Origin of the sequence: Bacillus sp. 2B09 (assembly GCF_003946835.1) — a bacterium.
GTDB classification, from domain to species: domain Bacteria; phylum Bacillota; class Bacilli; order Bacillales; family Bacillaceae; genus Bacillus; species Bacillus altitudinis.
In genome coordinates this window covers 1-25,935 of record NZ_RPSG01000006.1, presented here as the reverse complement: position 1 = coordinate 25,935, position 25,935 = coordinate 1, and the positions used below count along the sequence as shown (strand labels likewise).

Here is a 25,935-nt window from a genome sequence, read left to right as displayed (position 1 = left end):
TGCGTTATTTCTTTGCTTCGCTTTGAATTTCACCGAAGCTTGTTTGAATGACAGCATCGCCTCGCACTTTGATGGCTGATGTGTGCTCAGTAAATTGTGCGATAATGACTTCACCTTTATCGAGCTTTTCGGAATGGTGAAATCTTGTATCGGAACCTCTAGTTAAGCCGATCACATTGACACCATTATCAATGGCTTTAATCACCACAAAATCAGATGCTTTATTTTCACTCAATCTGTTCACCTTCCATCTATGGATTAGTCGTTTTTAATAAATGAAAGCACTTCTGCTCTTGCTGCCGCATCATTTGCAAATGTACCGCGTACGGCTGAAGTGACGGTTTTAGCGCCGGGCTTCTTCACTCCGCGCATCGTCATACACATATGCTCGGCTTCAACGACAATCATCACACCATGTGGATTTAAAGTTTCCACCATACTATCTGCAATCGTTGATGTAATGCGCTCCTGAAGCTGCGGGCGCTTTGCCACGGCTTCTACTGCTCTCGCCAGCTTGCTGAGTCCCGTTACTTTTCCGCCGCGCGGAATATAAGCGACATGGGCTTTGCCATAGAATGGCACAAGATGGTGTTCACACATTGAATGAAAAGCAATATCTTTCACAAGAACAAGTTCTTCATGATCTTCACCAAAAATGGTTTTAAAATGTTCTTTTGGATCTTCATTTAATCCCGAGAACACTTCTTCATACATTTTTGCTACTCGTTTTGGGGTATCAAGAAGTCCCTCACGATCTGGATCTTCTCCGATTGCTTTTAATATATCGCGTACCGCGTGTTCGATTAATTCTTTATTTATTTCACTCATGTATTATATCCTCCAAAGGCGATTACATTTCATTCAGATTCTAGCACACTTCAGATCCTAAAAGCAAAGGAGAGCGTTCTAAACAAACCATTTGATTCAAAAGGAAAAGCCCCTTATCAAAGGGGCTTTTCTAGACCAGTGTGAAACTGTATATGTATAACTCCTTCAATAGGATCATTACACATAACGATTATTTACCTGCCACCGCGTCTTTAAGTGCTTTACCTGGTTTGAAAGCAGGTACTTTGCTTGCAGGGATTTCGATCTCTGCACCAGTTTGTGGGTTACGTCCTTTACGAGCTGAACGCTCACGTACTTCAAAGTTACCAAAACCAATAAGTTGGATTTTGTCACCATTTTTAAGTGCATCTAAAATTGTATCAAAAACAGAATCAACTGCTTTTGTCGCGTCTTTTTTAGATAACTCGCTTGCTTCAGCAACCGCGTTAATAAGTTCTGTCTTGTTCATGCCTTTCACCTCCTCCCAAAAATATGCATTCAATAGATTGTTATCATTTCTTCACAATTCATCTTCTTTCTATACACTTTTTTTGAAAAAAAGAGCGTATAGAAAGCGTCATACATGGCTTTTCATTAGAAAACTTCTCTTTGAAGGAATGTTTGTCCAACAAAGTGAAGATTTTCTGTAAGTAGATTAACACATATGAAATACCATATCAAGCATTTTAAAGGGAAGAATCCTTATTCGTCAAGGATTAAGGGCACTTTTGCGAACGAATATTCCTAATTTCAGCCTGAATCTGACTAATCTTTATACAATTGTCTTTTTATGACTTCACCCGCACGCAAAAAAAGACCCCCATCAATGAGAGGTCTCACATCCTATAGAATAATCGCGATCAGACCGCCTGATCCTTCGTTAATAATTCGTTCAAGCGTTTCCTTTAGTTTATACCTTGCATTTTCCGGCATTAGCGAGAGTTTTGCTTGAATGCCTTCTCTGACAAGCGAGCTGAGTGAGCGTCCAAATATATCGGAATTCCAGATAGAAAGCGGATCATCTTCAAAGTCTTGCATTAAGTATCGGACGAGCTCTTCACTTTGTTTTTCTGTTCCGATAATCGGTGCAAACTCACTTTCTACATCTACCTTAATCATATGAATAGATGGCGCGACTGCTTTTAATCTGACGCCGAATCTTGATCCTTGCCTAATGATTTCCGGCTCATCTAAACTCATATCCGACAAAGCTGGTGCCGCAATTCCATAACCAGTCTGCTTCACCATTTTTAAAGCGTCAGACACTTGATCATACTCCGTTTTCGCATGTGCAAAATCTTGCATGAGCTCAAGAAGGTGATCTTTGCCCCTAATTTCCACACCAACCACTTCTTTTAGGATATGATCATATAGATCATCCGGCGCATACAGATCAATTTCTGCGATCCCTTGACCCATTTCAATGCCTGCTAAGCCCGCTCTTTCGATAAAATCGAATTCACTGAACTGACCTACCACTCGGTCAACATCTCTTAATCTCTTAATATCCTTGACGGTTTCTTTCACTGAATCCTGATAACTCTCTCTTAGCCAATGATCTTCTTTTAGTACCATGACCCAGCTTGGCAGGTTCACATTCACCTCAAGCACTGGGAATTCATATAATGCTTCACGAAGTACACTGAGGACGTCTTGTTCTCTCATACTTTCGACACTCATCGCGAGTACAGGAATATCATATTTTTGACTAAGTTCCTGCCGCAGTGCTTCTGTTTCAGGGTGATAAGGTCTCACAGAGTTGATCACCATAATAAACGGCTTTCCAACTTCTTTGAGTTCGTCAATGACACGTTCTTCTGATTCAATATAGTCATGTCTTGGGATTTCCCCAATTGATCCATCTGTTGTAATCACAACACCAATGGTTGAATGCTCTTGAATGACCTTGCGTGTACCAATTTCCGCTGCTTCATGAAACGGGATTGGCTCTTCATACCACGGCGTATTAATCATTCTCGGACCATTTTCATCTTCATACCCACGTGCACCAGGCACGGTGTAGCCTACACAATCGACAAGCCTAATGTTGACATCCAGGCCGTCACTCACGTGAATGGATGCCGCTTGATTTGGCACAAATTTTGGCTCTGTGGTCATAATGGTTTTTCCTGCTGCGCTTTGCGGCAATTCATCCTGTGCTCTTGCACGGTCTGCCTCATTATTGATATTCGGGAGCACCACGAGCTCCATAAACTTTTTAATAAACGTAGATTTCCCTGTACGAACAGCTCCAACGACTCCTAAATATATATCGCCTCCTGTTCGTTCAGCGATATCCTTGAAAATATCGACTTTTTCCAAGTGATCCCCTCCCGGACTTGCTATCCTCGTTTTCAAATAAAATACTCTATACTTCAATCAAACGGTGCTTGAAAGGTGTCAGGACAATATATGTGTATGACGTTGTCCTATTTGAATATGACACCTTTTTTGTTTTGAGAGTATGTTTAGCCATAAAAAAACCTTTCTCCTCATTTATATGCAGAGGAGAAAGGTTCATTCTTGTTTATGACGTCTTTTTTTCTAAAAAAGCCGGCTCACCTTTTTTGTTGATCGTATATGGAACAGAAAACGCTGGTACAAACGGGGTTTCCTGCCAATAGACATCTTGAATATTTTCACCTGGTTTCAGCTTTTGTTTCGTATTTTTCAAAATCTGGGCAAAATCACTGCGATAGTCAACATAGATTTCGCCATTTGAGGAAATCAGTAATGGAAGTGATTCACCCGTGACAGGGCTCGTCACTGTAGGCGGTGCTTTTAACCCTAGTTTTTTTTCATTTAACGTATATAAATCTTTGGATACTACTTTGCCATATGGCGGATATGTATGTTCATCTTGATATATTTTGATCCTTAGACGTAATTCACTGATCGTTTGTGTCATTTTGACATCAAGCAGTTTCACCGTTGGGTTTTGTTCGACGTCTGTGAGGACATAGATATATTCGCCCCCGCCTTCAAAAGATGTCGACGGTACATCGTGTAAATATCTTGGTGACAGACGCTTAAAGTCAATGACATACTTCTGATAAATCGGTGTGTCGCCTTCTTTTGTTTCAATCGGTAAAAGGCCATTTGTCGCTTTTTGAAAGTCTTCAATCGCTGTCTGCACACTTTGCAGCTGCTCTTTATATGGCACGCGGTTTTCAGCTTTGCGATTCTCTGGATAGAGGCACCCCGTAAGTAAAATAAGTGTTAACAGCATGACACTGATTTTTGCTTTGATCATCACATTCTTCCTTTTTCTTTATTCATTGACCGGCCCGCTAACTACAACTAAAAACACAATGATACCTGATATGAGCATTAAGCTGTACGCGACAGTCGAAGCTGTTATTTTCAGAAATCGGCTCTTCAGCTTAAACCTACTCAAATAAATGGTTACAACGGCTAAAAACATGAGCCCCATTGAACCAAGCGCAAACCACATCTTGATTAAAGCAAAACTCATCGTGCCTGTCCCCCTTTAATATAAACGAATTGTAAGCGTTTATATTTCATTCTAAACCAAAATTAAGTAAAATATCAATCATTTTTCCAATCATTCAGAAAAAAGTGAATAAAAAAACTGAAGCAAAGAGGGGGACTCTGCTTCAGTCATTAGGTCGACTATTTTTCCTCATTCTGTAGAGGCAAAGCTCTATTCAAACTTCATTGTTATGTTATGCAAGTCTTCCCCTTCTTGCATCCTCTACACGCCTAAGTTCAGTCTTCCAATTACTTTGTTTGGTTTTCGAACATGTTCACAAGGTCTTCCATCTCATGTGTTTTCACACGTGCCATCAAGGATTCTACAGCATCGTCAACTTTTTTCCCTTCAAATAGGACGCCGTAAAGAGCCTCCGTAATCGGCATGCTGACCTTGTATTCTTTGGAGAGCTGATAAGCGCCTTTTGTTGTGCGGACGCCTTCGACAACCATCCCCATTTTTTCAAGCACTTCTTCGAGCTTATATCCTTTACCGAGTAAATTACCGCAGCGCCAGTTACGCGAATGAACACTTGTACATGTGACAATCAAATCTCCAACACCTGTTAATCCGGCAAACGTAAGAGGGTTTCCTCCCATTTTTGTGCCGAGGCGGGCGATTTCAGCAAGCCCCCTTGTGATGAGCGCTGCTTTCGCATTATCGCCATATCCGAGTCCATCTGTGATCCCTGCCGCAAGAGCGATGATGTTTTTCAGCGCCCCGCCAATTTCCACCCCAATCACATCAGGGTTGGTGTACACTCTAAAATTATTGTTCATGAACAAATCTTGAACAAATTGAGCTGCTTCAATATTTTCTGACGAGACAGTCACAGTTGTCGGATGACGCAAGCCAACTTCTTCAGCGTGACTTGGTCCTGACAGGACAACCACTGCTTCCCTTTTCGCTTCTGGGACTTCTTGTTCAATCATTTGAGAAATTCTAAGAAGCGTATCTGGTTCAATTCCTTTACTGACATGAACAAATGGCACCTTTGACGTAATGAACTCATTGGCCTGTTTCAATACTTCTCGAATAGCCTTTGTTGGCACAGCGACAATAATCGCATCTGTCCCTTCTAGTGCCTGTTTCATATCTGTTGTCGCTTGAATAGACGCTGGCAATGCAACATTAGGCAAGTAATCATGATTTTCATGTTTCTCATTGATTTGATCAATTAATTCTTGTCTATGTCCCCACATGTGTACATCATGATGATTATCAGCTAATACAAGCGCAAGAGCTGTTCCCCAGCTCCCTGCTCCAAGTACTGAAATTTTCTTCATCCTGCTCACCCTTTTTATTTTCTCGCTCTCGCAAATATTTTAATTGGTGTTCCTTCAAAACCAAATGCATCTCGAATTCGGTTTTCTAGGAAACGCTCATAAGAAAAGTGCATAAGTTCTGGATCATTTACAAACACAACAAAGGACGGCGGTTTGATCGCCACTTGTGTTGCATAGTAAATTTTCAGACGCTGTCCGTTATGGGTCGGCGTTGGGTTCATTGCTACGGCATCCATGATAATATCATTTAGAATGTTAGTTTGAACGCGCATCGCATGATTTTCACTAGCGGTAATGATTGTTGGCATTAACGTGTGAATTCTCTTTTTCGTAAGAGCAGACATGAATAAGACAGGTGCATAATCAAGGAATTGAAAATGCTCGCGAATGTTTTGCTCAAATTCCTTCATTGTACGCTCGTCTTTTTCAACAGCATCCCACTTGTTCACAATGATCACAACGGCTTTACCCGCTTCGTGTGCGTAGCCGGCAATACGTTTATCCTGTTCAATAATGCCTTCTTCACCATCAAGAACAACAGCGACAACATCCGATCGATCAATGGCTTTCAACGCACGGAGTACACTGTATTTCTCTGTTGTTTCATATACTTTCCCTTTTTTTCTCATACCGGCTGTGTCGACAATGACAAAGTCACGTTGGTTGTACGTAAACATTGTATCTACAGCATCTCTTGTCGTACCAGCAATGTTGCTGACAATGACACGTTCTTCACCGAGCATCGCATTCACCAAAGAGGATTTCCCTACATTTGGGCGACCGATTAAGCAGAACTGGACCACTTCTTCATCATACTGTGTATCTGGTAAGTTTTTGAAATGCTCTGCGACAGCATCAAGCAGATCACCTAGACCGAGTCCGTGCGTTCCAGAAATCGGATACGGTTCGCCAAATCCAAGTGCATAAAAGTCATACACGTCGCTTCTCATTTCAGGGTTGTCCAATTTATTGACAGCAAGTACGACAGGTTTTTTCGTGCGATATAAAATTTTTGCGACTTCTTCATCCGCAGATGTGACACCATCTCTTCCATTGACCATAAAGATAATAACATCCGCTTCATCCATTGCGATTTCAGCCTGATGGCGAATTTGCGCCAAAAACGGCTCATCTCCAATATCAATTCCACCAGTATCTATTAAATTAAAGTCATAATTTAACCATTCAGCAGAGCTATAGATTCGATCTCTTGTTACACCAGGTGTGTCTTCTACAATCGATATTCTTTCGCCTGCGATTCGATTAAAAATTGTAGATTTTCCAACGTTGGGCCTTCCAACAATGGCTACGACAGGTTTACCCATAGTACCCTTCCTTTCAATCCAGCCGCGATTCAATATGTTCATCATCATGTTTCAACCGGGATTTATAATTTTCATTCAGTTTTATGAAATAAACCCTTCAAACATGAAGGGTTCAACTTATATATTATATCAATTTTTAATCAGACCACAATGAATAACTTAAAAATGTTTGACGATCAAGTAAAGATCTTCTCCAATGCCGTGTGCAATTCCATCTAAAATGGCCTCTAAATTCATGGCATACATGTCGAGTTCTTCTTTATTTTCACAGAAAAAAACGGCTGTTCCGCCAATGACCCGCTCTTTATTTGTTGTCGCCACAGCCAATATAAATTGTTCAATGGTGTTCGCCATGCCCTATTACCTCACTTTCTTTTTAATGAAATCTGTCGGCATTCTAATGGCATTTTCTAAAATTGGCACCTCTTCTAATACACGGACAGCTAAATCTTCACGCTGCCATTGCGGTAAAATGAATACGCCAAGTGTGCCATTATTCAGATCACGTTTTGCGAGCGGACAAAGCGATGGTTCACCAGAATCTCGGTATACACCAAGCACGTTGGATAAATCAAATAAGATAGCTTGCCGCTGCCCAAGGTTTGCGATGGTTGTGGCCGAGTTAAAATTCTTCGGAGTCAAGATGAACCCCATTCCATGCTCTAAAATCAATTTTTGCTTTTCAGGCAGCCCGATATTCATAATGTAAATATCATTTACGTAAAGTCCTGCGCCGTCAAAACGAAGTTCCCCTTTTTGAATATTCACGATATCCTTTAATTGGCTCCCTGACATTAATAGTTTTGCCATGAAAAAACAAAGAATACCGACCACTGTCCCAACGACGAGCGAAAAGAAAATACAGGCGGTCGTTGTAATAAGGGCAGTAAGAATGGCAATATAATTTCTACTTTCAAAGGCGATCGCAATGCCTTCGATATATGTACTGCCTCGTGAGACAAGCTCATACGAATCCATTTGGGTCAATGTATTTCTTTCCATATTACGCACATCACGAAATTGCGTGGCTGCAAGCGTCAGAAAGGTAATGGCAGTGAATTCTTCCTGGATCAGCGCAGGCATAATAATAGCACCAAGCCCTGATGCGATAAAACCTAGCGCAATGTGAATCACTTGTCCATGAATATATGTGGGATATTGCCGATAATCAGTTCTTAGCATATAAAGCCTAGCCGCCATCCCAAAGATGACACCAATAATCACAGGAAACGTGTAATTTGTCATGTTGATTTTGCAGCCCCTTTTACTGGTTTTCTAGATGAACGGGTGTTCAAGAGTTTTTCAAGCTGACCTACACCTAATAGAAAGACAGCTCCTTGAACAGCCATGGAAAGAAACGAGAGATCTCCTATGACAATGGAAGATGTGAGGCGATGAATCGTAAGCGCATAAAGGGCTTCCCCCAGACATATAGCCATCATCCATAAAGTGATCCGTTCCGTTAACTGATGCCCATATGTTAAACACATCAAGATCAGCAAGGCAAATACAACCCAGTCCACCTTTATTATCGTGAACCAAACTGGATCATATAATGCAAAAATCATAAAAAAGGCATACGCACTGACCATGGAACCTAATTGCATGATTCGCATGATTCGATGAGCAGGCCGAAAGATCACGAATGACATGCAAGCATATAAAAAGGTCATCAAAAATCCTGCATTGATCCTAATGTCTAAAATAGAAACCATGACATGACTGCATATAATATGAATGAGAACACATACGCCCAGCACATTGCGCCACGTGCTTTTCTCCATGATAAATGTCACCATAATCCAAACGAACCATATTGACCAATAATAGTACAATGCCTCCAACCCTCATCACCTCAATTACATTATGGGAAAATCTCCAGTTTTTAAACGTATGAGAAGATGCGGGATTTGCATGAAATAAACAAGAGGTGACACCCTAATAATTGAGGAGGGATGTATGATGGGTAAGGATAGACAGGAAAAACGCCTAAAGGCGTCAAGAAGAGTTGAATCTGATCGCGATCAATCCATTCATCACAAAGGGGCAACAACTTTAGAAGGCCCGGAAGACGCTCGCAAAAGAAATCAATAAAAAAAGACATGTGATTACCACATGTCTCAGCGTGCAGACAAACCCTCGCATTCAGTGTCAGTCCTGCGCATTGGTGCTCACGAATGTCAAATTCGCTCCGCAAAAAGTAGCTTTCTTTCATAGACAAAAAAAGTTTTCTTTCACGCTGAAAAGAAGACAAAGGGCTACATTTCATTTAGTCCTTTGTCTTCTTATTTCTTAAACTATAGTACGTAGTATCCACGCCTCTTTCTTTCAGCCAATGACTTGTTTCCCCTGTAAGCACAATCGGAGCTTGCCTTAGCTCCTCAATTGTTTTCATGCCAAGTACTGTCATCAACATCTTCACATCATCTTGTAGATCAATGATATCAGAGATGAGGCCCTTTTCTCCTCCACTCGTCAGGGATTTTAAGAAAAAGCCGGCTAATCCAACGGCAGACGCACCAAGAGCAATTGATTTTGTCACATCAAGTGCATCTTGAATGCCTCCAGAAGCTAGGACGGTTTGATCTGGAAAGGCTGTATGTACTTCAGCCAGACTCGCTGCAGTTGGAATTCCCCACTGGTCAAAATAGCGAAGTGCTTTTTGACGGCGCAGGTTCTCGATTTTAGAAAAATTCGTTCCCCCAAATCCACCTACATCAACAGCAGCAACTCCAACATCAAATAATTTCTTTGCTGTTTCCTTACTCATCCCAAATCCAACTTCTTTGACGACAACAGGCACCTCAATTGATTCAGCAATGGCTGAGATCCGCTCAACAGCACCTCTGAAATCACGATCTCCTTCAGGCATGACGATCTCTTGAATCACGTTTAAGTGAATTTGAAGCATGTTTGCCCCCAGCATGTCAACGGCATCCCGTGCTTGCTGAATTGTCGCCTCACTGCCCAAATTGGCAAAAACGAGTCCATCTGGATTCACCTTTCGAACCACTTCATACGTACGACGTTCGTCTGCATCTTTCAGTGCAGCCATTTGTGATCCGACTGCTACTGGAATATTGGTTTCCTTCGCTGCGATAGATAAAGAGCGATTAATCTCATAGGTCGATTCTCCGCCTCCACCAGTCATTGCATTGATAAAAATTGGCGAACCGAAAGTCAGTCCGCCAATTGTCGTATGTGTATCAATTTGTGATGTCGCAAGATCTGGTAAACTGGCGTGAACGAAGGAAACATCTTGTAAACCTGTTGCTGCATGCTGGCCAGTCGACAAAGCATGCTCAATATGCTGTTTCTTTCTTTCTGCTCGCGTCAATTTTGATCACCAAATTATTTTAGTTTATTGAGTTTATCACCAATCAGGTCACCAAGCTGGAATCCGCTTGTATTTTCTTCTTTCGCCTGATATTGACGGTAATCCTCTTCGATTTGTTTTTCAGGATTCTCTTCTAATTCACGAATGCTAAGTGAAATGCGCTCTTCATCTTCATTGACATCAAGCACTTTCACTTTCACAGTCTGCCCTTCTTCAAGGACTTCTTGAGGAGTACCGATATGTTTGTGTGAAATTTGGGAAATATGCACAAGTCCTTCTACACCTGGCAGAATTTCAACAAATGCTCCAAAGCTCACAAGACGTTGAACGGTTCCTTCAAGAACATCACCTTGTTTTACCTTTTCGCCAATTTGGCTCCAAGGTCCTGGTAATGTTTCTTTAATAGATAGTGAGATACGTTCGTTATCGCGGTCAACAGCAAGAACTTTGACTTTCACTTCCTGTCCTTCTTCAACAACGTCAGATGGCTTTTCGACATGCGCATGGGATAGTTGAGAAATGTGAACTAATCCATCAATGCCGCCAATGTCAACAAATGCACCAAAGTCAGTCAGGCGCTGCACTTTTCCATCAATCACACTGCCTACTGCAAGCTTTTGCAGGAAGTCTTGCTTCTTGTCTAATTGTTCTTGCTCAACGACTGCACGATGCGATAGAATCACGCGGTTTTTCTCGCGGTCAAGCTCTACCACAACAAGCGAGAGTGTTTTTCCTTTGTAGTCAGTGAAGTCTTCTACATAGTGTGCCTCAACAAGAGACGCAGGAATAAATCCGCGAACACCAATGTCGACCACTAGACCACCTTTGACAACGTCTTTTACTTCTGCTTCAAATACTTCTTTTGTTTCAAACTTTTTCTCTAGGTCTTCCCAAGCGCGGTCTGCATCAACAGCACGTTTCGATAAAATCAAAGCATCGTCTTCGACCTTTGTTACTTTAAGCTCTAACTCGTCGCCATCTTTCACGACATCTGATGCTTTTTCAACGTGAAGACTTGATAATTCACTGATTGGGATGATCCCAGGTTGTTTCACATTGACGATATCTACATTGACATGCTTGTCCTCAACTTTAGAAACAATCCCTTTCACTACATCTCCAACCTCTGGTACCTGAACATCGATTTGATTCATTTCCTCTGTCATTTCGATAACCTCCTTGGTCCAAACCTACACAGCTTAGTTAAAACGACTGGGTGAATATGTGTCCTTAGCATGATGATTGCCAGCCGAATATGTATTATAGAAACATTCAAATCAACAGAATTGCTTGAATGATCAATAAAAATAGTATTAGTATAAACTTCTAATAAAAGACCTTGTTTGTCAAGAGATAAACCTCTAACTTATAAAAGTTTTCTAAAATTTCTTACTGTTTTTCTACACGCTCTGCTGCATCTAAAATTTTACCTGCAACCTCTTGAATAGAAAGGGAAGTCGTGTCAATTTCAATGGCATCATCTGCTTTCTTCAGCGGTGATACCTCCCGCTCAGAATCAAGCTTGTCACGTCTTGCAATCTCTTCGATCAGCTGATCGTAATTGACATCATAGCCTTTTTTCTGATTTTCTTCAAAACGACGTTTTGCTCTTTCCTCTACTGACGCAAGCAAGAAAATTTTCACTTCTGCATCTGGAAGAACATGCGTGCCAATGTCTCTTCCATCCATGACGACACCACCTCGGTTCCCCAGCTCTTGCTGCCTGCGGACCATTTCTTCCCGGACAGCTCGATGCTTTGCAACAACAGAGACTTGATTGCTTACGCGGTCTGTTCTGATGTCTTCTGTGACATCGATCGTGTCTAAATGTACTTTTTGACCTTCGTCAGTTGACACAAGTTCAATGACTGTGTTTTTCAATAACGCATCAAGTGCCTGTTCGTCTTCAAGGTCTACGCCTTGATTGAGTGCTGCAAGTGTAATTGCGCGGTACATCGCACCTGTATCGATATAAATATATGATTTTTTCGCTGCGACAATTTTTGCCACAGTGCTTTTTCCTGCTGCAGCAGGACCGTCAATTGCGATAGATAATTTCTTTTTCATAATACCTCTCCTTGATTGAATCTCCCTTATGAATTGTAACACGATCACCGCTCAAACGGGGGAATTTTCTATCAATCCTTTTGCTTAAATGTCTCAATCCAATCTTCAATGCTCATGTTATTCACACCCTCGTATTGTACGACTTTTGACAAAAATAGTTCTCCTTTCGTCAAGTGAAGGGTGACCTGAACCGCCAAAAGCAGAATGAGCTGAATGAGCACTGCTTTGAATAGCCATCTTTCCATTGTTTTCATACAAAAAGCCTCCAACGCTAGATTCTTTCTCTCTAGTATGGAAGCTTTTGACAACCTTTATTCTTATACTTTTTTCACACGTGTTAGAAGCTGCTGCTGGAAGCAATACTTCATGATGTGTTGCTGGTGGTCGTTTGTGATTTCAGTAAATTCCATGATCGCTCTTGTTTTCCCCGTCTGTTCATCTTGATAAACACGATTCATTTCTGCAATCGCTTTAATTTTCACTGGTTCTTTAAGTGAAAGTTCAAACTCTGTGACGACCTCGCCATATTCTTTTAGTGAGACACCTTCTGGAACAGCAATTGCTACACCGCCAGCACTCATATTGACAATAAATGTGTCGAAGGTTTCTTCACCATTTTGCGTAATGGACGCTTTCACCATCGTATCCACTCGAAGATATTCTCTTCGCTGAAGCCGAATCATTTCTTCTTTTGGCGGAATAGAAACGACAATCATCGGGATATCTTCTTTTCTTTTCCCAATGACTTTGCTTGTACATTTGTATGGAATTTGATTTTCATCGAAAAAGAAGACGGTGATTTCTGTTTCTTGATTTAAATAGATCGTGCGCCCCGTTTCTTTATCAGCTGGATAATTAATGCAAATATCATCGTTATTATTTTCCAAAACTTTCGATTTTGCAGTTTTCACTTCTTTGTTCTCATTGACATACTCAATTGTGATTGCATCCCCTATTTGTAACATTCCTCATCACTCTTTTCATCTGTGAAATCGTATCCTCTCTTATATTAAACCATGTATAAAACAAAAGGAAAAGGCTTATTCGCCTTTTCCTCGCTTCCTTTTCTATAGGTCTTTATATATAGGTTCTGCATTTTTTAGCTTATCTACTCTTTCTTCTTTTCCAGTATCTGCATTAATAAACATTCGGTATGTGTCGTTTTTAATGGTTCCTAAAAACTCATAGCAGAGAACTTCCTCTGACATATCATTTTGAACAAGAGCTACATGTGTATCCTCAATCTTCACATGTTTATTTAAGGTCTTTTCAGCTTCTTTTCGAGAAATCTTTGGTGCTTTTATGTCACGTTTTCTGTGATTCATTAAATAGTCTTTCGCTGAGAATCCCACAACCTCACCATCATCTAAAGCGACTTTCATTCGAATGCTATCTGGATAAAGCAATACGTTATTCTGTAAAGGGACATAGGTAAATACGCCGATATTATCAAATTGCGCACTCTCATCTAAATGAAATGATTCAGTATCGAATCCATGCTTCTTTAAGAAACTTAGTGCTTTTTCTGAGGCATCATTTAAACTGATTTTTTGTTTTTTCACTTCACGGTTCTGAAGAAGATAAACAGGATGGCCTCCTTTTTCAGTCAAGTCTAAATAAAAGTTTGCTCGGCTATCTGGGTCTGACATTGACAGGCTGTAGACATCACGGTTCGTTTTACTCCCACTTTTTCTCACCTTGAAATCTTTGTTATGGTCAGGCGCAAATTGCTGGGCGATACGGATCGCTTCTTTTTTTGAAATCTTTTGCCCTTTTAAGTGATTGTAGCCTTGCGTTTCTGATTCAGTTGACACATTTGTAGGGCCAAGATCAACATCTGCAAACGCATCAGCATTTCTTTCAACGGTTTTTAATCCGTCAATGATGGTGTTGTCGTTTTTTCGATCTCCATCAGCCAGTGCCATTTCAACATCCATCCATTTTAAATTTTTGTTGAGTACGAGATGTTGCACTTGTCTAAGTTCGTTTTGAATATCTGCCGCTTGATCATATAAAGTGGTAATGGTTTTGTGTGTATCCTTGTTTAATGGTTCATCTGATAAAGATTTAAGTGACGATTTGTAGCTAAAGTCACCGACATTCGCTAGAAACTCTTCTGTTTTGTTAAAAGGCATCAATGTGAGCGGAAGCTGGCTGACATTGTTATGCGCTTCTGATGACATTCTCCATACATCTGCAAGTGCTGGAGATATAGATGTTTGGCTGTTCATCGCAAGTGTTGCGCCGAGTTTATCGTGCAGCTGATCGACTTGATACGTTAGATCATGGAAGGCTCTTTGATAGTTGTTCTCTGCATGAAGCAGCACTGCATCTTTTTCTTGATGCTCCTTATAGCCCCAGTATCCTGTTGAGATGACAGCAATTCCTAAAATAGCAATCAATATTCCTCTGATCATTTATTTACACCTCTTTTTATTCACAGAAAATATGTTTCCCGATTCGTTTAATTTGTGGCCTTCCCCAAATCCATGGGCTTGTCGCTGTATCAGGATTAAAGTAATAAACGGCGCTTTCAGATGGGTCCCAGCCATTAATGGCATCAAATACTGCCTTTTTAGCGGTTTCATTTGGCGCCATATAAAATTGTCCATCTGCTACAGCGGTAAACGCAAGCGGTTCAAAAATGACACCAGCAATCGTGTTTGGAAAGGTTGGGTTGTTTAAACGGTTTAAGATGACGGCTGCGATCGCTACCTGTCCTTCATAAGGTTCACCTCTCGCTTCACTATAAACAGCTTGTGAAAGAAGCTGAATGTCATTGCTTGAAAAACCACCTGGCATGTTGGCTGCTGTTTGTTTCGGCGTTTGATTTGCTTGACCATTTCCTGACTGCTTTCCAGACGAGCTGTTTCCTCCACTTTGACTTTTTTGATTCTCTTTTGTACCTTGTGCTGTCTTTTTTTGCGTGTTTCTTTGCGCAGGAGCCTTTGTTTGCTGATCAAGAGGTTTCCCGCCGTAGTGCGTAAACTGATTCCCTTTTTGCAACTGCTGTTGCACAAACTCTTTATAGTATTTCGTCTTTTGAACTAATAGGCTTTTTGTTTTTTCCCCTACGAGTCCATCGACTTTCTTTACACCAAACTGGCTTTGAAAATTGCGCACGGCCCAGTAAGTTCCCCAGCCATACACCCCGTCTATTTTTCCATTGTAAAAACCATTGTATTGGAGCCTTGCCTGGAGCTCGACGACATCTTCTCCTGTAGCTCCCCGCTGAATCACTTGATTCGTGAAAGCTTCACTTTTTTCAGCTGTCATCAATGAAGACGCGAGCAGAACAATTGAGAAGATAAGGACGATTTGTTTCATGAAACGAGCTTTGTCCATATTTGATCCTCCTGTACTTTTGATGTTTGAATATATGTTTCTTCCGATCCCTATTTTTATACATTCATCACAGGAGGGAATTGGATGGAAAAGACAAAAAACGCCCTAAAGACGTATAGGACGTTTTCCAATTTAAATTTGTACCATCTTCACCGCACGGGCTTTTTTGGCTTTCCGCAGACCAAACCACCATAAAAAAATCATGAACGGCAACATAATATATCCCCAATTTTTCATGCCAAGAAGAATGAAATCATATAAGCCATGAAAAAGGATAGGAAGTATTAAAGAGAGAATCAGCCATTTTCGCTGCTCTTTTTTATCAGAGAAGCGAGCTTTACCTATATAAAATCCCATCACCACACCAAATAAAGCGTGGCTTGATACAGGCAGCAAGGCACGTGTAAACGCGTACTCTACCCCATGACCCACTAAGTACAGAATATTTTCAAGTGTCGCAAATCCAAGCGAGACACTTGTTCCATAGACAATCCCGTCATAATGTTCATCAAACTGTACGTGCGCATAGACACTGACCATTAAAATAAACCACTTTAATGATTCTTCTAAAAAACCCGATGTCACAAATGAAATCACGATAGGATTCGTGGCGATATTTTCCTCTTGGAGGACATACTGAATAAACATGGTTGGAAACACAAGTATGACACCTAGCATAAAAGATCTGATGACCATATGAACCGGCTCATTGTCGTATTGATCTTTCAAATAAAAATAACTTAAAAGTGCGATGCCGGGAGCTAAACCTGCTGAAATGATTGCGATCATAATCAGACCTCTTTCCCTACATTATCCTTTATTATCGTACCACGAATCACCCCTTTTTTATATGACTCGAGCCCAATTTCCCAAAAATAATCTTCTATATAATCCCAATTTACATAAAAAAGAACTGAATCCCTTAGAAGGACCCAGTTCTTTTTTTACCCGTTGATTCTTTTGTTGATTTCTTCTGCAATTAACCCGCCATGAAATCTTCCATTTTCAATGAAAATTTCGTTGGCGTTGTTACCAGCTGCAATGACCCCTGCAATGAAAATACCTTCTACATTTGTTTCCATTGTTTGTTCATCAAATGCTGGGCGGCCTGATTCTGGATCGATCGTTACACCCATTTTTTCTAAAAATGAATGATCAGGATGATAACCTGTCATCGCAAACACATAATCACTTTTCACATGATCCGTTTGGCCTTGCTGGTTTGTAAAGACAACATCCTGTTGTGTAATTTCCTTCACCTCTGCACCGAACTCCATTCGAATGGTGCCATTTCGAACAAGCGCTTCAAACTCTGGTAAAATCCAAGGTTTGATGCTGGATGAATATTCAGTTCCTCTATATAAAACCGTCACCCTGCTTCCGCATTTCACAAGTTCCAGGGCAGCATCAACACTAGAGTTCTTCCCGCCGATCACCGTCACATCTTTATCAAAGTAGGGGTGTCCTTCTTTAAAATAATGATACACATGAGGAAGGTCTTCCCCTTTTACATTCATATAGTTAGGATGATCATAGTAGCCAGTCGCAATCACAACATAGTCACATGTATAGTCGTCTTTTGATGTATTTATCGTAAAACGGCCATCTTTTTTCGTCACAGCGTTTACCTTTTCAAAAGCATTCACACGCAGGCTTTTTCGTCTGACCACCTCTCGGTAATAGGAAAGCGCCTGAATACGAACGGGTTTCCGGTTTTCAGTGATAAAAGCGACGTCACCGATCTCAAGCTTTTCACTTGTACTGAAGAAGGTTTGGTGTGTAGGGTAATGATAAATACTGTTGACCACATTGCCCTTTTCAATCACAAGTGCATCAATCCCAATTTGCTTGAATGCAATGGCAGCTGATAGACCGCACGGGCCGCCTCCTATTATGATCGCTTTTTCTTGTTTCATTTGTTCCACTCCTGTCGTTTCACTGCAATAACAATTGCTGGGCTGTTTGATTCTTTGCATGATTCCATAAAAAAATCTCCTATTTAAGGATAGGAGATTTTAAGGCGCGATGCAAATAAGTCGCTTAAATCCAGCCTCTGAATCGAGAAGCTTCAGCCATTTTACGTACACCGACCATATATGCTGCTAATCGCATATCAATACGGCGGTTTTGCGCCATTTCATAAATATTATTAAATGATTTCACCATCATATCTTCTAATCGAGTTTCTACTTCTTCTTCTGTCCAGTAGAACCCTTGGTTATTCTGAACCCATTCAAAGTAAGAAACAGTCACTCCACCCGCACTTGCAAGTACGTCTGGAACAAGCAGTACACCACGATCTGAAAGAATTTTTGTCCCTTCCAATGTCGTTGGTCCATTTGCTGCTTCTACGACAATTTTGGCTTTAATGTTCGCCGCATTATCTTCTGTAATTTGATTTTCAATGGCTGCAGGTACTAAGATATCACAATCTAGCTCAAGCAGCTCTTGGTTTGTAATTGTATCATTAAATAATTTAGTGACGGTTCCAAAGCTGTCACGTCGGTCAAGCAAGTAGTCAATATCGAGACCATCTTCATCATACAAACCGCCGTAAGCATCTGAAATTCCTACGATTTTCGCTCCGGCATCATACATAAATTTAGCCAAGTAACTTCCTGCATTTCCGAATCCCTGAACGACAACACGAGCCCCATTGATGTCAATTCCTTTTTTCTTCGCCGCTTCTTTGATACAGATCGTTACACCTTTTGCAGTTGCAGTATCACGTCCATGTGAGCCTCCAAGAACAATTGGTTTTCCTGTAATAAATCCTGGCGAGTTAAATTCATCAATTCTAGAATACTCATCCATCATCCATGCCATGATTTGAGAGTTTGTAAACACATCTGGTGCTGGAACATCTTTTGTTGGTCCAACGATTTGGCTAATTGCGCGAACATAGCCGCGGCTTAGTTTTTCAAGCTCCCTAAATGACATTTCTCTTGGATCACAGATAATACCGCCTTTTCCTCCGCCATAAGGAAGATCCACAATACCACATTTTAAACTCATCCAAATTGAAAGCGCTTTTACTTCTTTTTCAGTAACGTTCGGGTGGAATCGAATTCCGCCTTTTGTTGGACCGACAGCATCATTATGCTGCGCACGATAACCAGTGAAAATTTTCACCGATCCATCATCCATACGTACTGGAATTTTGACCGTTAATAGGCGAATTGGCTCCTTCAGCAATTCATACACTTCTTGCGGATAGCCCAATTTATCAAGCGCTTTATGTATGACGGTTTGAGTTGACTTTAAAACATCTAGCTTATCTTCTGCGTTATGAGCGGCGTTTTGATCGGCTGCCATTAAAATAAACCCCCTAGAAATCTTTCATGATCTACTGCTCCCTTTCAAGCAATAGTATACACCTTCGTACTGGTAAAGCAAAGGTAAAAAGCGTTTTTTATCAAAATAAAATATCAGCGTTTATAAATATAAAAATGGATATAAAAAAATACTGTTGTTTCATCACAACAGTATTAAATATAATAGAAAAAAGTGATTAAAAATACAGTTGAATCGTTTTCACTGCATCTTCCTGCATGATCACTTTTCCGTATTCTTTTAACCGGTGAATGGTTAATGTCGTCGGAGAACCGAACTCCGCTAAAATAGAAATGACTGTATCTGCAGACAGTTCTTCGAAATCATCTAGGCTGAGAAAATATTGACCTTCATAGTGGTAAACTGTACCCCCTAAAAGTCCAATACGACTTAAACTATGGGACAGTTGAATCACATCTTCAAACGAGGCAAATTGATAGAGCACATGCTTGCTCTCGTCGAGCTTGACTTGCATCTCAATGTAATCTTCATCAAACTCATCATCAGCATCTTCCTGCTGACTCTTTGTCACAATGACGACCATCCCCTGCGCCTGAAGAGAAAATACTTCAACAGCAATCGGTCCATTCGCTTCAAAACCGAGCTCCTGATTCGCTTCGTTCATCATGTCTTTAAACAGCTGATGAACTTTGAACGAATCTTTCCAAAGGTCTTCTTTCGTAAGACCTCGGTCTGTCAGATCATCTAGTGTGAGAAAAATTTTGATTTTATTATAATTCAGACGCTCTAGCCGCATAACGTTCCCTCCTGCCTCTTCTAACACACATCATACTGTAGTATATGAGATGATGAGTCATAGGTTCTTAATTTTGTATTCAGTTTACACTGTGTCAAGACGGAAGACAAGCATGAAGCTATGCTTACGGTGACTTTTATGGAAAATATTGATGGGGCATCAACTTAGCGCGTTTTTAGCGGCATTAAATAGATCAGATGGGTTTCTGGTTCTGCTCCAAGACGCATCGGAATCTTTGTTGTTCCGTAACCATTACTAATCAGAAAGAAAGCACCTTTGACTTGGCCTGTTCTTCCTTTTTCATACGGACCAAATTTCCCAATACGAATTTGACCCTTATGGGTATGACCGCTCAAAACAAGATCAATTCCCTCTTCTTCACTCATCAAATGATGCACATCTGGGTTGTGTGATAAAAGGATATTCACGTCTTCTTTGACAAACTCCGGCCGTATCGCTTCATAATCTGCTTTTTCAAGCCGGATATCATCGATTCCGCCTATTTTAATGGGCTGTCCTTCAAAATTCCACACAGCCGTCTCATTTTGCAATGTCGTCACCTGATAGGTATGGAGGATGTCTTTGAGTTTTTGCTGATGCAGCTCATGGTCGTTATTCCCCCACACAAAATACACCGGGGCAATCCTTGCTAAACGTTTCACATTTTCTTCAACTCTAGCATAAGGGACTCCCTTTTCAGCTAAGTCCCCGCCGATCATAATGACATCAGGCTGCTGCTCTTTTACTTCCGCTAATAAAGTATCACTAATTAGACGGCGATGGGTATCAGAAATAAAGAAAATGACTGCAGGTCGATCTGACTGAAGTCCTTCTATTGTAAAGTAATGCTTTTTGATGTTGTTTTGTTTTGCCGTTTTCACCATTTTCGCTGTTACACACACACCTGTTGTCACAGCCGCTATGGCAGCAGTAAATCCGATGGCATATTTCATTATGAATGACTCCCTTGTATCAGCTTTCTTTTATAAGACGCTTGAATGAAAAAAGACGTTTCAACTGTTTAAACGTCTTTTGCTCATTTATTTACTTTCATAATAGAGATTGATATCATATTGCGTCTGCATGAAGTGGAAAACGGCCTCGCGCTCTTTCCATTGATTTGATTGAGGCCATAAATCTGTGCTTTTCTGTATAATTTCACATCTGAGCTTATGATATTCATCCTCAGCCTTTTCTTCTTTTTTCTTATAATAATACGATGCGTAAAAAGCAAACACTTCAGCCATGATCCAAAACAGAAACACCTCATGGCCAAGCAATGTGGCAATCATCGCTTCCGGCTGCAGGGAGCCCCCGCTATTAGCTGTTATCACAAAATAAAACAGAAGAATCGCAAGTGATAAAAGGGCTGTCCATTGCCACCTTTTGCATTGTTTTGCAAACCCCTCGTATTTGCGCTTCCTTTTGATCAATGTTTCAATCATTTTCTGTGTCGGCTGATCCATATAGCGGCTGATTGCGTGCAATGTCATCACATACACCCTTGTCCCTTTTTTCTACATATGTATGTGCTTTTCGATTCATTCATGTCAAATATTAATTTTCTAATGGGATATTCAATACTTGTCCGCTGTACACGCTATTTCCTTTTAAATGATTGTAAGCTCGAATTTTCTCTTCCCCTGATCGGTTTTGATAATACTTCATGGAAATTCGATACAAGTTTTCCTCTGGTCCAACAGTATGCTGCACGACACGAACAGGCTTTTCTTCCTGCTTCTTCTTCTCTTCTGCTTCTTTTCGCTTTTTCTCTTCCTGCTGTTTTTGAAGAGCGAGCTGTTGCTGCTCACGCTTTTTTGCAGCTTCGGCCTTTTCACGCTCAGCCTTCTCTTTAGCGGCTTGTTCTTTTTTCTTTTGCTCTGCTTTTTCTTTTGAACGCTGCTTTTCTTTATCAGCATCTTTCTTTTTCTTCTCATCATCAGACGCATCCGCTTTGTCAGCGCTTGAATCATTTTTTGTGTCAACAAGTGCTGACGGGACTGGATCTGTGTCAGCACTCGATGTTTTATCAATATAAACACCTTGATTGTTGTTATCGTTAATTTCCTTTGATGTGTAATAAATCAACAGGAAGAAAACCGTGACGACAATAATAGGAAAGATAATAGCCAGTGTCGTAAACAATGGATTACGCACCTTTTTGGTTCGCTGCTTTTTATATTCATGAAAATCTTCTCGTGTAGGAAAGTGAGAGTCATCTGAAGGATGCACTTTTTCTTCTTCAAGATTTTCCTCTACATCATCATCATGGATGTTTGTCAGCTGCTGCTTTTTTCTCTTCATTCTCGACATTTCTTCCATGTTCATCCCTCCCCCAATATTTAAAACGAATTTGACATGCAAAGACTAGGTCAATGACAAAGTGTGTCATGACAGGAACGAATAAATTCCCTGTCCACTCGTATAAAAGTCCTAAAAAAATACTAATAGAAACCACAAGGATAAACAAGAGTATTTTTGACAAATAGCGAAAGTGAAGAAGTGCAAACACAATGCTTGCAATCTCCAGTCCAAATTGCTGCTGAACGATCCCGCGAAATAAAATTTCTTCTGAAAAGGCAATGAGCAGCGTTAACCAAACAATATGCAGAATGCTGCGGTTTTTGAACATTTTTCCATTTAATCCGCCATCATCATACATATGAGCCGGAAACACCTTCATGACAATAGCGTCGACAATAATCACAAGCAAAGCGCCGCCAATTCCGTAAGTCAGGATACGCATATCTCGGATCTGCCATAAGGCTGTAAAATCAGTCCAATGATCAAACATAAACATCCCTAGTAAAAAAGAGACAATCAGCATGAGCAGCTGTGTGAAATACAACTGTTCTACTACTTGTCGATCGGTTAATTTTTCAATAATACGGCGATGTTGTTCAATCAATGCTGCGCCTCTTTTGTCAGGTGAAACAGACGATCCAGCTCGGTCTTCCAGTGTTTCATTTCATTCAGCTCCAATGGTTGATCTTTTTTTTCGTAATCAGACAGGTCAAGTCCGCATGAAGAGCAGCAGTTCCCAAAGGAAGCGTCCTCCGTTAGATCAAGCTGCTCATCAAAGTATGATAACAGAGATTGCCTAAAGCAGCGATGGTCAGTGATATGCTCTTTAAACTGCCACACTTTTTTTAGCTTTTCTGTTTGTCTATCCTGCAGCTTTTCTTTCAGCTTCTTCATGAGCAAACGAGGCTGTTCAGTTTGGTACATCGTGTAATAATGCGAGAGCATTCGCGCGCGCGTCTCCTGAAGCCCTGCTTCCACCAATTGTTCACGTAATTTCTTTTCATCATTGATCGGCATATGTGATAATCGGGCTAAGAAAAAATCAATTTCTGGATCATCAAAACCTTCTGCTTGAATCAAATGACTTTGAATATCCGCATCCTCTTCTGTATATAAAAGAACGCTCACACTATTTTTCCCGTCCCGTCCAGCTCTTCCAATTTCCTGCATAAATGCTTCAATTGACTGAGGCGGACTCATATGAATCACAAAGCGTATATTTGCTTTATCAATTCCCATTCCAAAAGCACTTGTACAGCAAATGAGATCAATTTGACCACTGATAAATTGCTGCTGGATCAGCATGCGGTCTCCTGGCTCCATTCCACCATGATAAAACTCTACACGTTGATGCGTTTTTTGTTTCACCAAACGTGAAATATCTTCTGTCATTTGCCGGGTCGGACAATAAATCAGCCCGGGCCCTTGAAGGGTTTCCACAAGCTCCAGTGCTCGTTTCTCTTTTGCTTCTTTCGTTTCATGCGCCTCTTTTAATAGTGCAATATTCGGCCGGTTGACTGAATGAATATGAACATCTGGATGCTCTAGCCGCAACGTTTGCACAGTATCTTTTAAGGTTTGTTTCGTCGCAGTTGCCGTTAGTGCTAAGGCGACAGGATTGCCGAGCGCTTCCCTCCATTCCCCAAGCTTGGAGTATTCCGGGCGGAAATCATGTCCCCATTCCGATATACAGTGAGCTTCATCTACAACGAATAGACCCACATGCATCGCTTTGAGCTGCTCTAACAATACCTCTGACATAAGCGCCTCAGGTGCGACAAATAAAAATTTATATGATGGCAAATACCGAATAATATGTCTTCTTTCTTGAAAAGACAGTGTACTGTTAAGCGCAGCCACTCGCTTTTCACCGCGCATTTTCATGCGTTCCACTTGATCTTCCATGAGTGATAAAAGAGGTGAAATGATCAGCACTAACCCGTCTGTCAAATAACCCGGAATTTGATAACAAAGTGACTTCCCGCCACCAGTAGGAAGCATGGCAACCGTATCTTTTTGTTGAAGTACACTTCGAATAATGTCCTCCTGACCTGTTTTGAAGGCATCATAACCAAAGTATCGCATCAGCGTCTGATGAAGCTTATCCACTTGCTTTCACCATCCTTGTCAATGCCAATCGTATTTGAAAATAAGTAAATGAATGCTCGAGACTTTCTTTGATCAGCTTCATCTTGTTGGTTTGGAGCTGACCGGCTACCTCATGTATCGCCTTTTGAGCTTCACTGCTGACATATGGTTCGATCGAGAAGCTCGGCTCATGTATCGAGAGCTCCACAATATGATCTTCAATTGTCGCTTTTTTTAATGAACGAATATGAGCAATTTGATCAATACTGAACCCTTTTTGTACAAGCTCAAGCGTTTTATGGGTAGAGGTGGTCAGCACACGTTTGAATTGAAGATCATCTATCATTCGCTGGATGATCGGTGCCTCACCTTTTTTCGCACATTGAATAAAATAATGGAGCACATTCCAAAAAAGCAAGTAAACATACCATACATCTTCTTTCATCCATTCCGCCATTTGCTGGTACGTCCGTCCGATTCTTTCATTGGAAGTCAATGAATAAACAAAAAGCAGTGCCTCTTGATCAGTTAAATGAGCAAGAAGTGTTTCAAGCTCATGATGGATATCTTCAGAAAGCTTTTTCTTCTGGTGATATTGCGAGAAGAAGGATTTCGTCCAGTTTTGAACCGATATATCTCTTTGAATCGGCACATAGTGTTGTGACCGCGCTGCATGATGTGAAAGGACCTGCACAAGTAAAGACAGCCTCATCCATAATATTTTTGCTTTATCATGATACTTGGCACCATCAAAATAAACTGGCATCGGTTTTTCAGCAAAACGCTGACTTAGCATACTTATTCCTTCATCTGTGGCAATGAATGTATCCTCTGTATTTCTGATAAAGTGTTGCTCTAGCAGCCTTTTTACAGAGCGGTTCAGCTGATCCCTCGTAAAAGCTGGATAGCAGCCGAAGTAGCTAGAGAGCTGAAACAAACTTGCATCCTGTATCGTTTGAGATGATTTTTTTCCTTTAAAGAGATGGTAGACAGCACTAATGGAGCGTTCGCCGTTCAATTTATGTACGCTGTCCATCAACATGACATCCAAGTAATGAATCGTCATTGACCAAAGCACCTGTCTTCCTGACAAAATTCGAATATTTTCTCCCTTTATTTTAACAGATTTCATTGAAGAAGAAATGTTTAAACTCAATTAATGGGGGAAAGTTATGAACAAACCCTTATGTGATAAGCATTCTCAATCACTTTACAGTTGAAATGTGAATTTAAAATCATTACAATAAGGTTTGAGGAAATTGGTTTTTTATCGGTGAAACTAAAAAGGTTAAACCATTTGTTCCATCGAACAATCTGGGAGGTATTTTTTTAACATGGCAAAATATACAATTGTAGACAAAGACACATGTATTGCTTGCGGCGCATGCGGTGCAGCTGCTCCAGACATTTATGATTATGATGATGAAGGCATTGCATTTGTCACGCTTGATGACAATCAGGGGACTGTAGAAGTTCCAGAAGTACTTGAAGAAGATATGCTTGATGCATTTGAAGGTTGCCCAACTGACTCAATTAAAGTTGCGGACGAAACTTTCGATGGTGATCCACTTAAGCATGAATAGGATAAAAGCCCCTTTAAAAGGGGCTCAGGCTGTCGAGAAAATCTCGACAGCTTTATTTTTTTCCTTAAATTTTCCACTATCCCATTTTATAATAGAGAAAAGCATACTAAAGGAAGGTGTTTTTCTCATGTTCCACACTAGAAATTCTTCTCAGCACTAAGCCGAATTTGTTTTGCTAGATCAATTGGT

30 protein-coding genes are annotated in these 25,935 nt (G+C 40.7%); 2 read left to right on the top strand and 28 right to left on the bottom strand.

Annotated elements, in window-relative coordinates; genetic code table 11:
* Window positions 1–4: 4 nt before the first annotated feature.
* The 11 genes from mtrB to EBQ12_RS12865 all read right to left on the bottom strand — a co-directional run bounded on the left by mtrB (window position 5) and on the right by EBQ12_RS12865 (window position 8,767).
* Window positions 5–235 carry a trp RNA-binding attenuation protein MtrB gene (gene mtrB, locus EBQ12_RS12915; RefSeq protein WP_008344541.1) on the bottom strand — a complete coding sequence of 77 codons (231 nt, stop codon included), beginning with the start codon at window positions 233–235 and terminating at the stop codon, window positions 5–7.
* Window positions 236–258: 23 nt separating this feature from the next.
* Complete coding sequence (gene folE / locus EBQ12_RS12910) at window positions 259–828, bottom strand: GTP cyclohydrolase I FolE (protein WP_003215789.1); 570 nt, start codon at window positions 826–828, stop codon at window positions 259–261.
* A 190-nt stretch (window positions 829–1,018) separates the two neighbouring features.
* Window positions 1,019–1,297 carry a non-specific DNA-binding protein Hbs gene (gene hbs / locus EBQ12_RS12905; RefSeq protein WP_003215863.1) on the bottom strand — a complete coding sequence of 93 codons (279 nt, stop codon included), beginning with the start codon at window positions 1,295–1,297 and terminating at the stop codon, window positions 1,019–1,021.
* A gap of 374 nt (window positions 1,298–1,671) precedes the next feature.
* The gene (spoIVA, locus tag EBQ12_RS12900) at window positions 1,672–3,150 is read right to left on the bottom strand and encodes a stage IV sporulation protein A (protein WP_008344534.1); all 1,479 of its coding nucleotides are present in this window, start codon (window positions 3,148–3,150) and stop codon (window positions 1,672–1,674) included.
* A gap of 205 nt (window positions 3,151–3,355) precedes the next feature.
* Window positions 3,356–4,081 (bottom strand): hypothetical protein, encoded by a 726-nt coding sequence (locus EBQ12_RS12895; RefSeq protein ID WP_007500961.1) that lies wholly within the window; start codon window positions 4,079–4,081, stop codon window positions 3,356–3,358.
* A gap of 18 nt (window positions 4,082–4,099) precedes the next feature.
* Window positions 4,100–4,303 carry a DUF2768 domain-containing protein gene (locus tag EBQ12_RS12890; protein WP_024718503.1) on the bottom strand — a complete coding sequence of 68 codons (204 nt, stop codon included), beginning with the start codon at window positions 4,301–4,303 and terminating at the stop codon, window positions 4,100–4,102.
* A gap of 266 nt (window positions 4,304–4,569) precedes the next feature.
* Window positions 4,570–5,607, bottom strand: coding sequence for an NAD(P)H-dependent glycerol-3-phosphate dehydrogenase (locus EBQ12_RS12885; RefSeq protein WP_039165750.1), 1,038 nt, complete (start codon window positions 5,605–5,607; stop codon window positions 4,570–4,572).
* Window positions 5,608–5,621: 14 nt separating this feature from the next.
* On the bottom strand, window positions 5,622–6,932 hold the full coding sequence (gene der, locus EBQ12_RS12880) for a ribosome biogenesis GTPase Der (RefSeq protein WP_008344528.1): 1,311 nt from the start codon (window positions 6,930–6,932) through the stop codon (window positions 5,622–5,624).
* 159 nt (window positions 6,933–7,091) lie between these two features.
* The gene (locus EBQ12_RS12875; RefSeq protein WP_008344527.1) at window positions 7,092–7,286 is read right to left on the bottom strand and encodes a capping complex subunit for YIEGIA; all 195 of its coding nucleotides are present in this window, start codon (window positions 7,284–7,286) and stop codon (window positions 7,092–7,094) included.
* A gap of 6 nt (window positions 7,287–7,292) precedes the next feature.
* Complete coding sequence (locus tag EBQ12_RS12870) at window positions 7,293–8,177, bottom strand: YIEGIA family protein (RefSeq protein ID WP_039165753.1); 885 nt, start codon at window positions 8,175–8,177, stop codon at window positions 7,293–7,295.
* A complete protein-coding gene (locus EBQ12_RS12865) occupies window positions 8,174–8,767 on the bottom strand; it encodes a YphA family membrane protein (RefSeq protein WP_418202139.1) in 594 nt (197 codons plus the stop codon). Before EBQ12_RS12865 ends, EBQ12_RS12870 begins: the two co-directional genes overlap by 4 nt.
* A 127-nt stretch (window positions 8,768–8,894) precedes the next feature.
* On the opposite strand from EBQ12_RS12865, the gene EBQ12_RS12860 reads away from it, so the two are divergent.
* Window positions 8,895–9,026 carry a YpzI family protein gene (locus tag EBQ12_RS12860; protein WP_008344525.1) on the top strand — a complete coding sequence of 44 codons (132 nt, stop codon included), beginning with the start codon at window positions 8,895–8,897 and terminating at the stop codon, window positions 9,024–9,026.
* Window positions 9,027–9,201: 175 nt separating this feature from the next.
* Here the strand turns inward: EBQ12_RS12860 and fni are convergent, their stop codons facing one another.
* The 17 genes from fni to EBQ12_RS12775 form a co-directional block, all read right to left on the bottom strand.
* Window positions 9,202–10,269 carry a type 2 isopentenyl-diphosphate Delta-isomerase gene (fni, locus tag EBQ12_RS12855; RefSeq protein WP_125590267.1) on the bottom strand — a complete coding sequence of 356 codons (1,068 nt, stop codon included), beginning with the start codon at window positions 10,267–10,269 and terminating at the stop codon, window positions 9,202–9,204.
* 14 nt (window positions 10,270–10,283) lie between these two features.
* On the bottom strand, window positions 10,284–11,435 hold the full coding sequence (gene rpsA / locus EBQ12_RS12850) for a 30S ribosomal protein S1 (protein ID WP_008344519.1): 1,152 nt from the start codon (window positions 11,433–11,435) through the stop codon (window positions 10,284–10,286).
* A gap of 223 nt (window positions 11,436–11,658) precedes the next feature.
* On the bottom strand, window positions 11,659–12,336 hold the full coding sequence (gene cmk / locus EBQ12_RS12845; protein WP_017359766.1) for a (d)CMP kinase: 678 nt from the start codon (window positions 12,334–12,336) through the stop codon (window positions 11,659–11,661).
* Window positions 12,337–12,407: 71 nt separating this feature from the next.
* Window positions 12,408–12,590: a YpfB family protein gene (locus EBQ12_RS12840; RefSeq protein ID WP_008344514.1), complete on the bottom strand. Its 183-nt coding sequence runs from the start codon at window positions 12,588–12,590 to the stop codon at window positions 12,408–12,410.
* Window positions 12,591–12,653: 63 nt separating this feature from the next.
* A complete protein-coding gene (locus tag EBQ12_RS12835; RefSeq protein ID WP_007500975.1) occupies window positions 12,654–13,301 on the bottom strand; it encodes a flagellar brake protein in 648 nt (215 codons plus the stop codon).
* A 102-nt stretch (window positions 13,302–13,403) separates the two neighbouring features.
* Window positions 13,404–14,753: a germination protein YpeB gene (ypeB, locus tag EBQ12_RS12830; RefSeq protein ID WP_116307088.1), complete on the bottom strand. Its 1,350-nt coding sequence runs from the start codon at window positions 14,751–14,753 to the stop codon at window positions 13,404–13,406.
* Window positions 14,754–14,769: 16 nt separating this feature from the next.
* A complete protein-coding gene (sleB, locus tag EBQ12_RS12825; RefSeq protein ID WP_375803955.1) occupies window positions 14,770–15,612 on the bottom strand; it encodes a spore cortex-lytic enzyme in 843 nt (280 codons plus the stop codon).
* 201 nt (window positions 15,613–15,813) lie between these two features.
* Window positions 15,814–16,470: a glutamic-type intramembrane protease PrsW gene (gene prsW / locus EBQ12_RS12820; RefSeq protein ID WP_008344507.1), complete on the bottom strand. Its 657-nt coding sequence runs from the start codon at window positions 16,468–16,470 to the stop codon at window positions 15,814–15,816.
* Window positions 16,471–16,625: 155 nt separating this feature from the next.
* On the bottom strand, window positions 16,626–17,597 hold the full coding sequence (locus EBQ12_RS12815) for a YpdA family putative bacillithiol disulfide reductase (RefSeq protein WP_125590265.1): 972 nt from the start codon (window positions 17,595–17,597) through the stop codon (window positions 16,626–16,628).
* Window positions 17,598–17,721: 124 nt separating this feature from the next.
* A complete protein-coding gene (locus tag EBQ12_RS12810; protein WP_007500982.1) occupies window positions 17,722–18,996 on the bottom strand; it encodes a Glu/Leu/Phe/Val family dehydrogenase in 1,275 nt (424 codons plus the stop codon).
* 196 nt (window positions 18,997–19,192) lie between these two features.
* Window positions 19,193–19,771 carry a genetic competence negative regulator gene (locus tag EBQ12_RS12805; protein ID WP_007500984.1) on the bottom strand — a complete coding sequence of 193 codons (579 nt, stop codon included), beginning with the start codon at window positions 19,769–19,771 and terminating at the stop codon, window positions 19,193–19,195.
* Window positions 19,772–19,935: 164 nt separating this feature from the next.
* Window positions 19,936–20,724: a metallophosphoesterase gene (locus EBQ12_RS12800; protein ID WP_125590263.1), complete on the bottom strand. Its 789-nt coding sequence runs from the start codon at window positions 20,722–20,724 to the stop codon at window positions 19,936–19,938.
* An 87-nt stretch (window positions 20,725–20,811) separates the two neighbouring features.
* Window positions 20,812–21,264 carry a DUF2663 family protein gene (locus EBQ12_RS12795; RefSeq protein WP_007500988.1) on the bottom strand — a complete coding sequence of 151 codons (453 nt, stop codon included), beginning with the start codon at window positions 21,262–21,264 and terminating at the stop codon, window positions 20,812–20,814.
* 64 nt (window positions 21,265–21,328) lie between these two features.
* On the bottom strand, window positions 21,329–22,093 hold the full coding sequence (locus EBQ12_RS12790) for a LysM peptidoglycan-binding domain-containing protein (RefSeq protein ID WP_039963980.1): 765 nt from the start codon (window positions 22,091–22,093) through the stop codon (window positions 21,329–21,331).
* Complete coding sequence (locus EBQ12_RS12785; protein ID WP_125590261.1) at window positions 22,038–22,679, bottom strand: CPBP family intramembrane glutamic endopeptidase; 642 nt, start codon at window positions 22,677–22,679, stop codon at window positions 22,038–22,040. Before EBQ12_RS12785 ends, EBQ12_RS12790 begins: the two co-directional genes overlap by 56 nt.
* Window positions 22,676–24,184: a RecQ family ATP-dependent DNA helicase gene (locus tag EBQ12_RS12780; RefSeq protein ID WP_125590259.1), complete on the bottom strand. Its 1,509-nt coding sequence runs from the start codon at window positions 24,182–24,184 to the stop codon at window positions 22,676–22,678. The genes EBQ12_RS12785 and EBQ12_RS12780 overlap by 4 nt, the downstream gene beginning before the upstream one ends.
* On the bottom strand, window positions 24,177–25,229 hold the full coding sequence (locus tag EBQ12_RS12775; protein WP_125590257.1) for a YpbB family protein: 1,053 nt from the start codon (window positions 25,227–25,229) through the stop codon (window positions 24,177–24,179). Before EBQ12_RS12775 ends, EBQ12_RS12780 begins: the two co-directional genes overlap by 8 nt.
* A gap of 268 nt (window positions 25,230–25,497) precedes the next feature.
* Between EBQ12_RS12775 and EBQ12_RS12770 the strand changes: the two genes are divergently transcribed.
* On the top strand, window positions 25,498–25,746 hold the full coding sequence (locus EBQ12_RS12770; protein WP_008344492.1) for a ferredoxin: 249 nt from the start codon (window positions 25,498–25,500) through the stop codon (window positions 25,744–25,746).
* The last annotated feature ends 189 nt before the right edge of the window (window positions 25,747–25,935 follow it).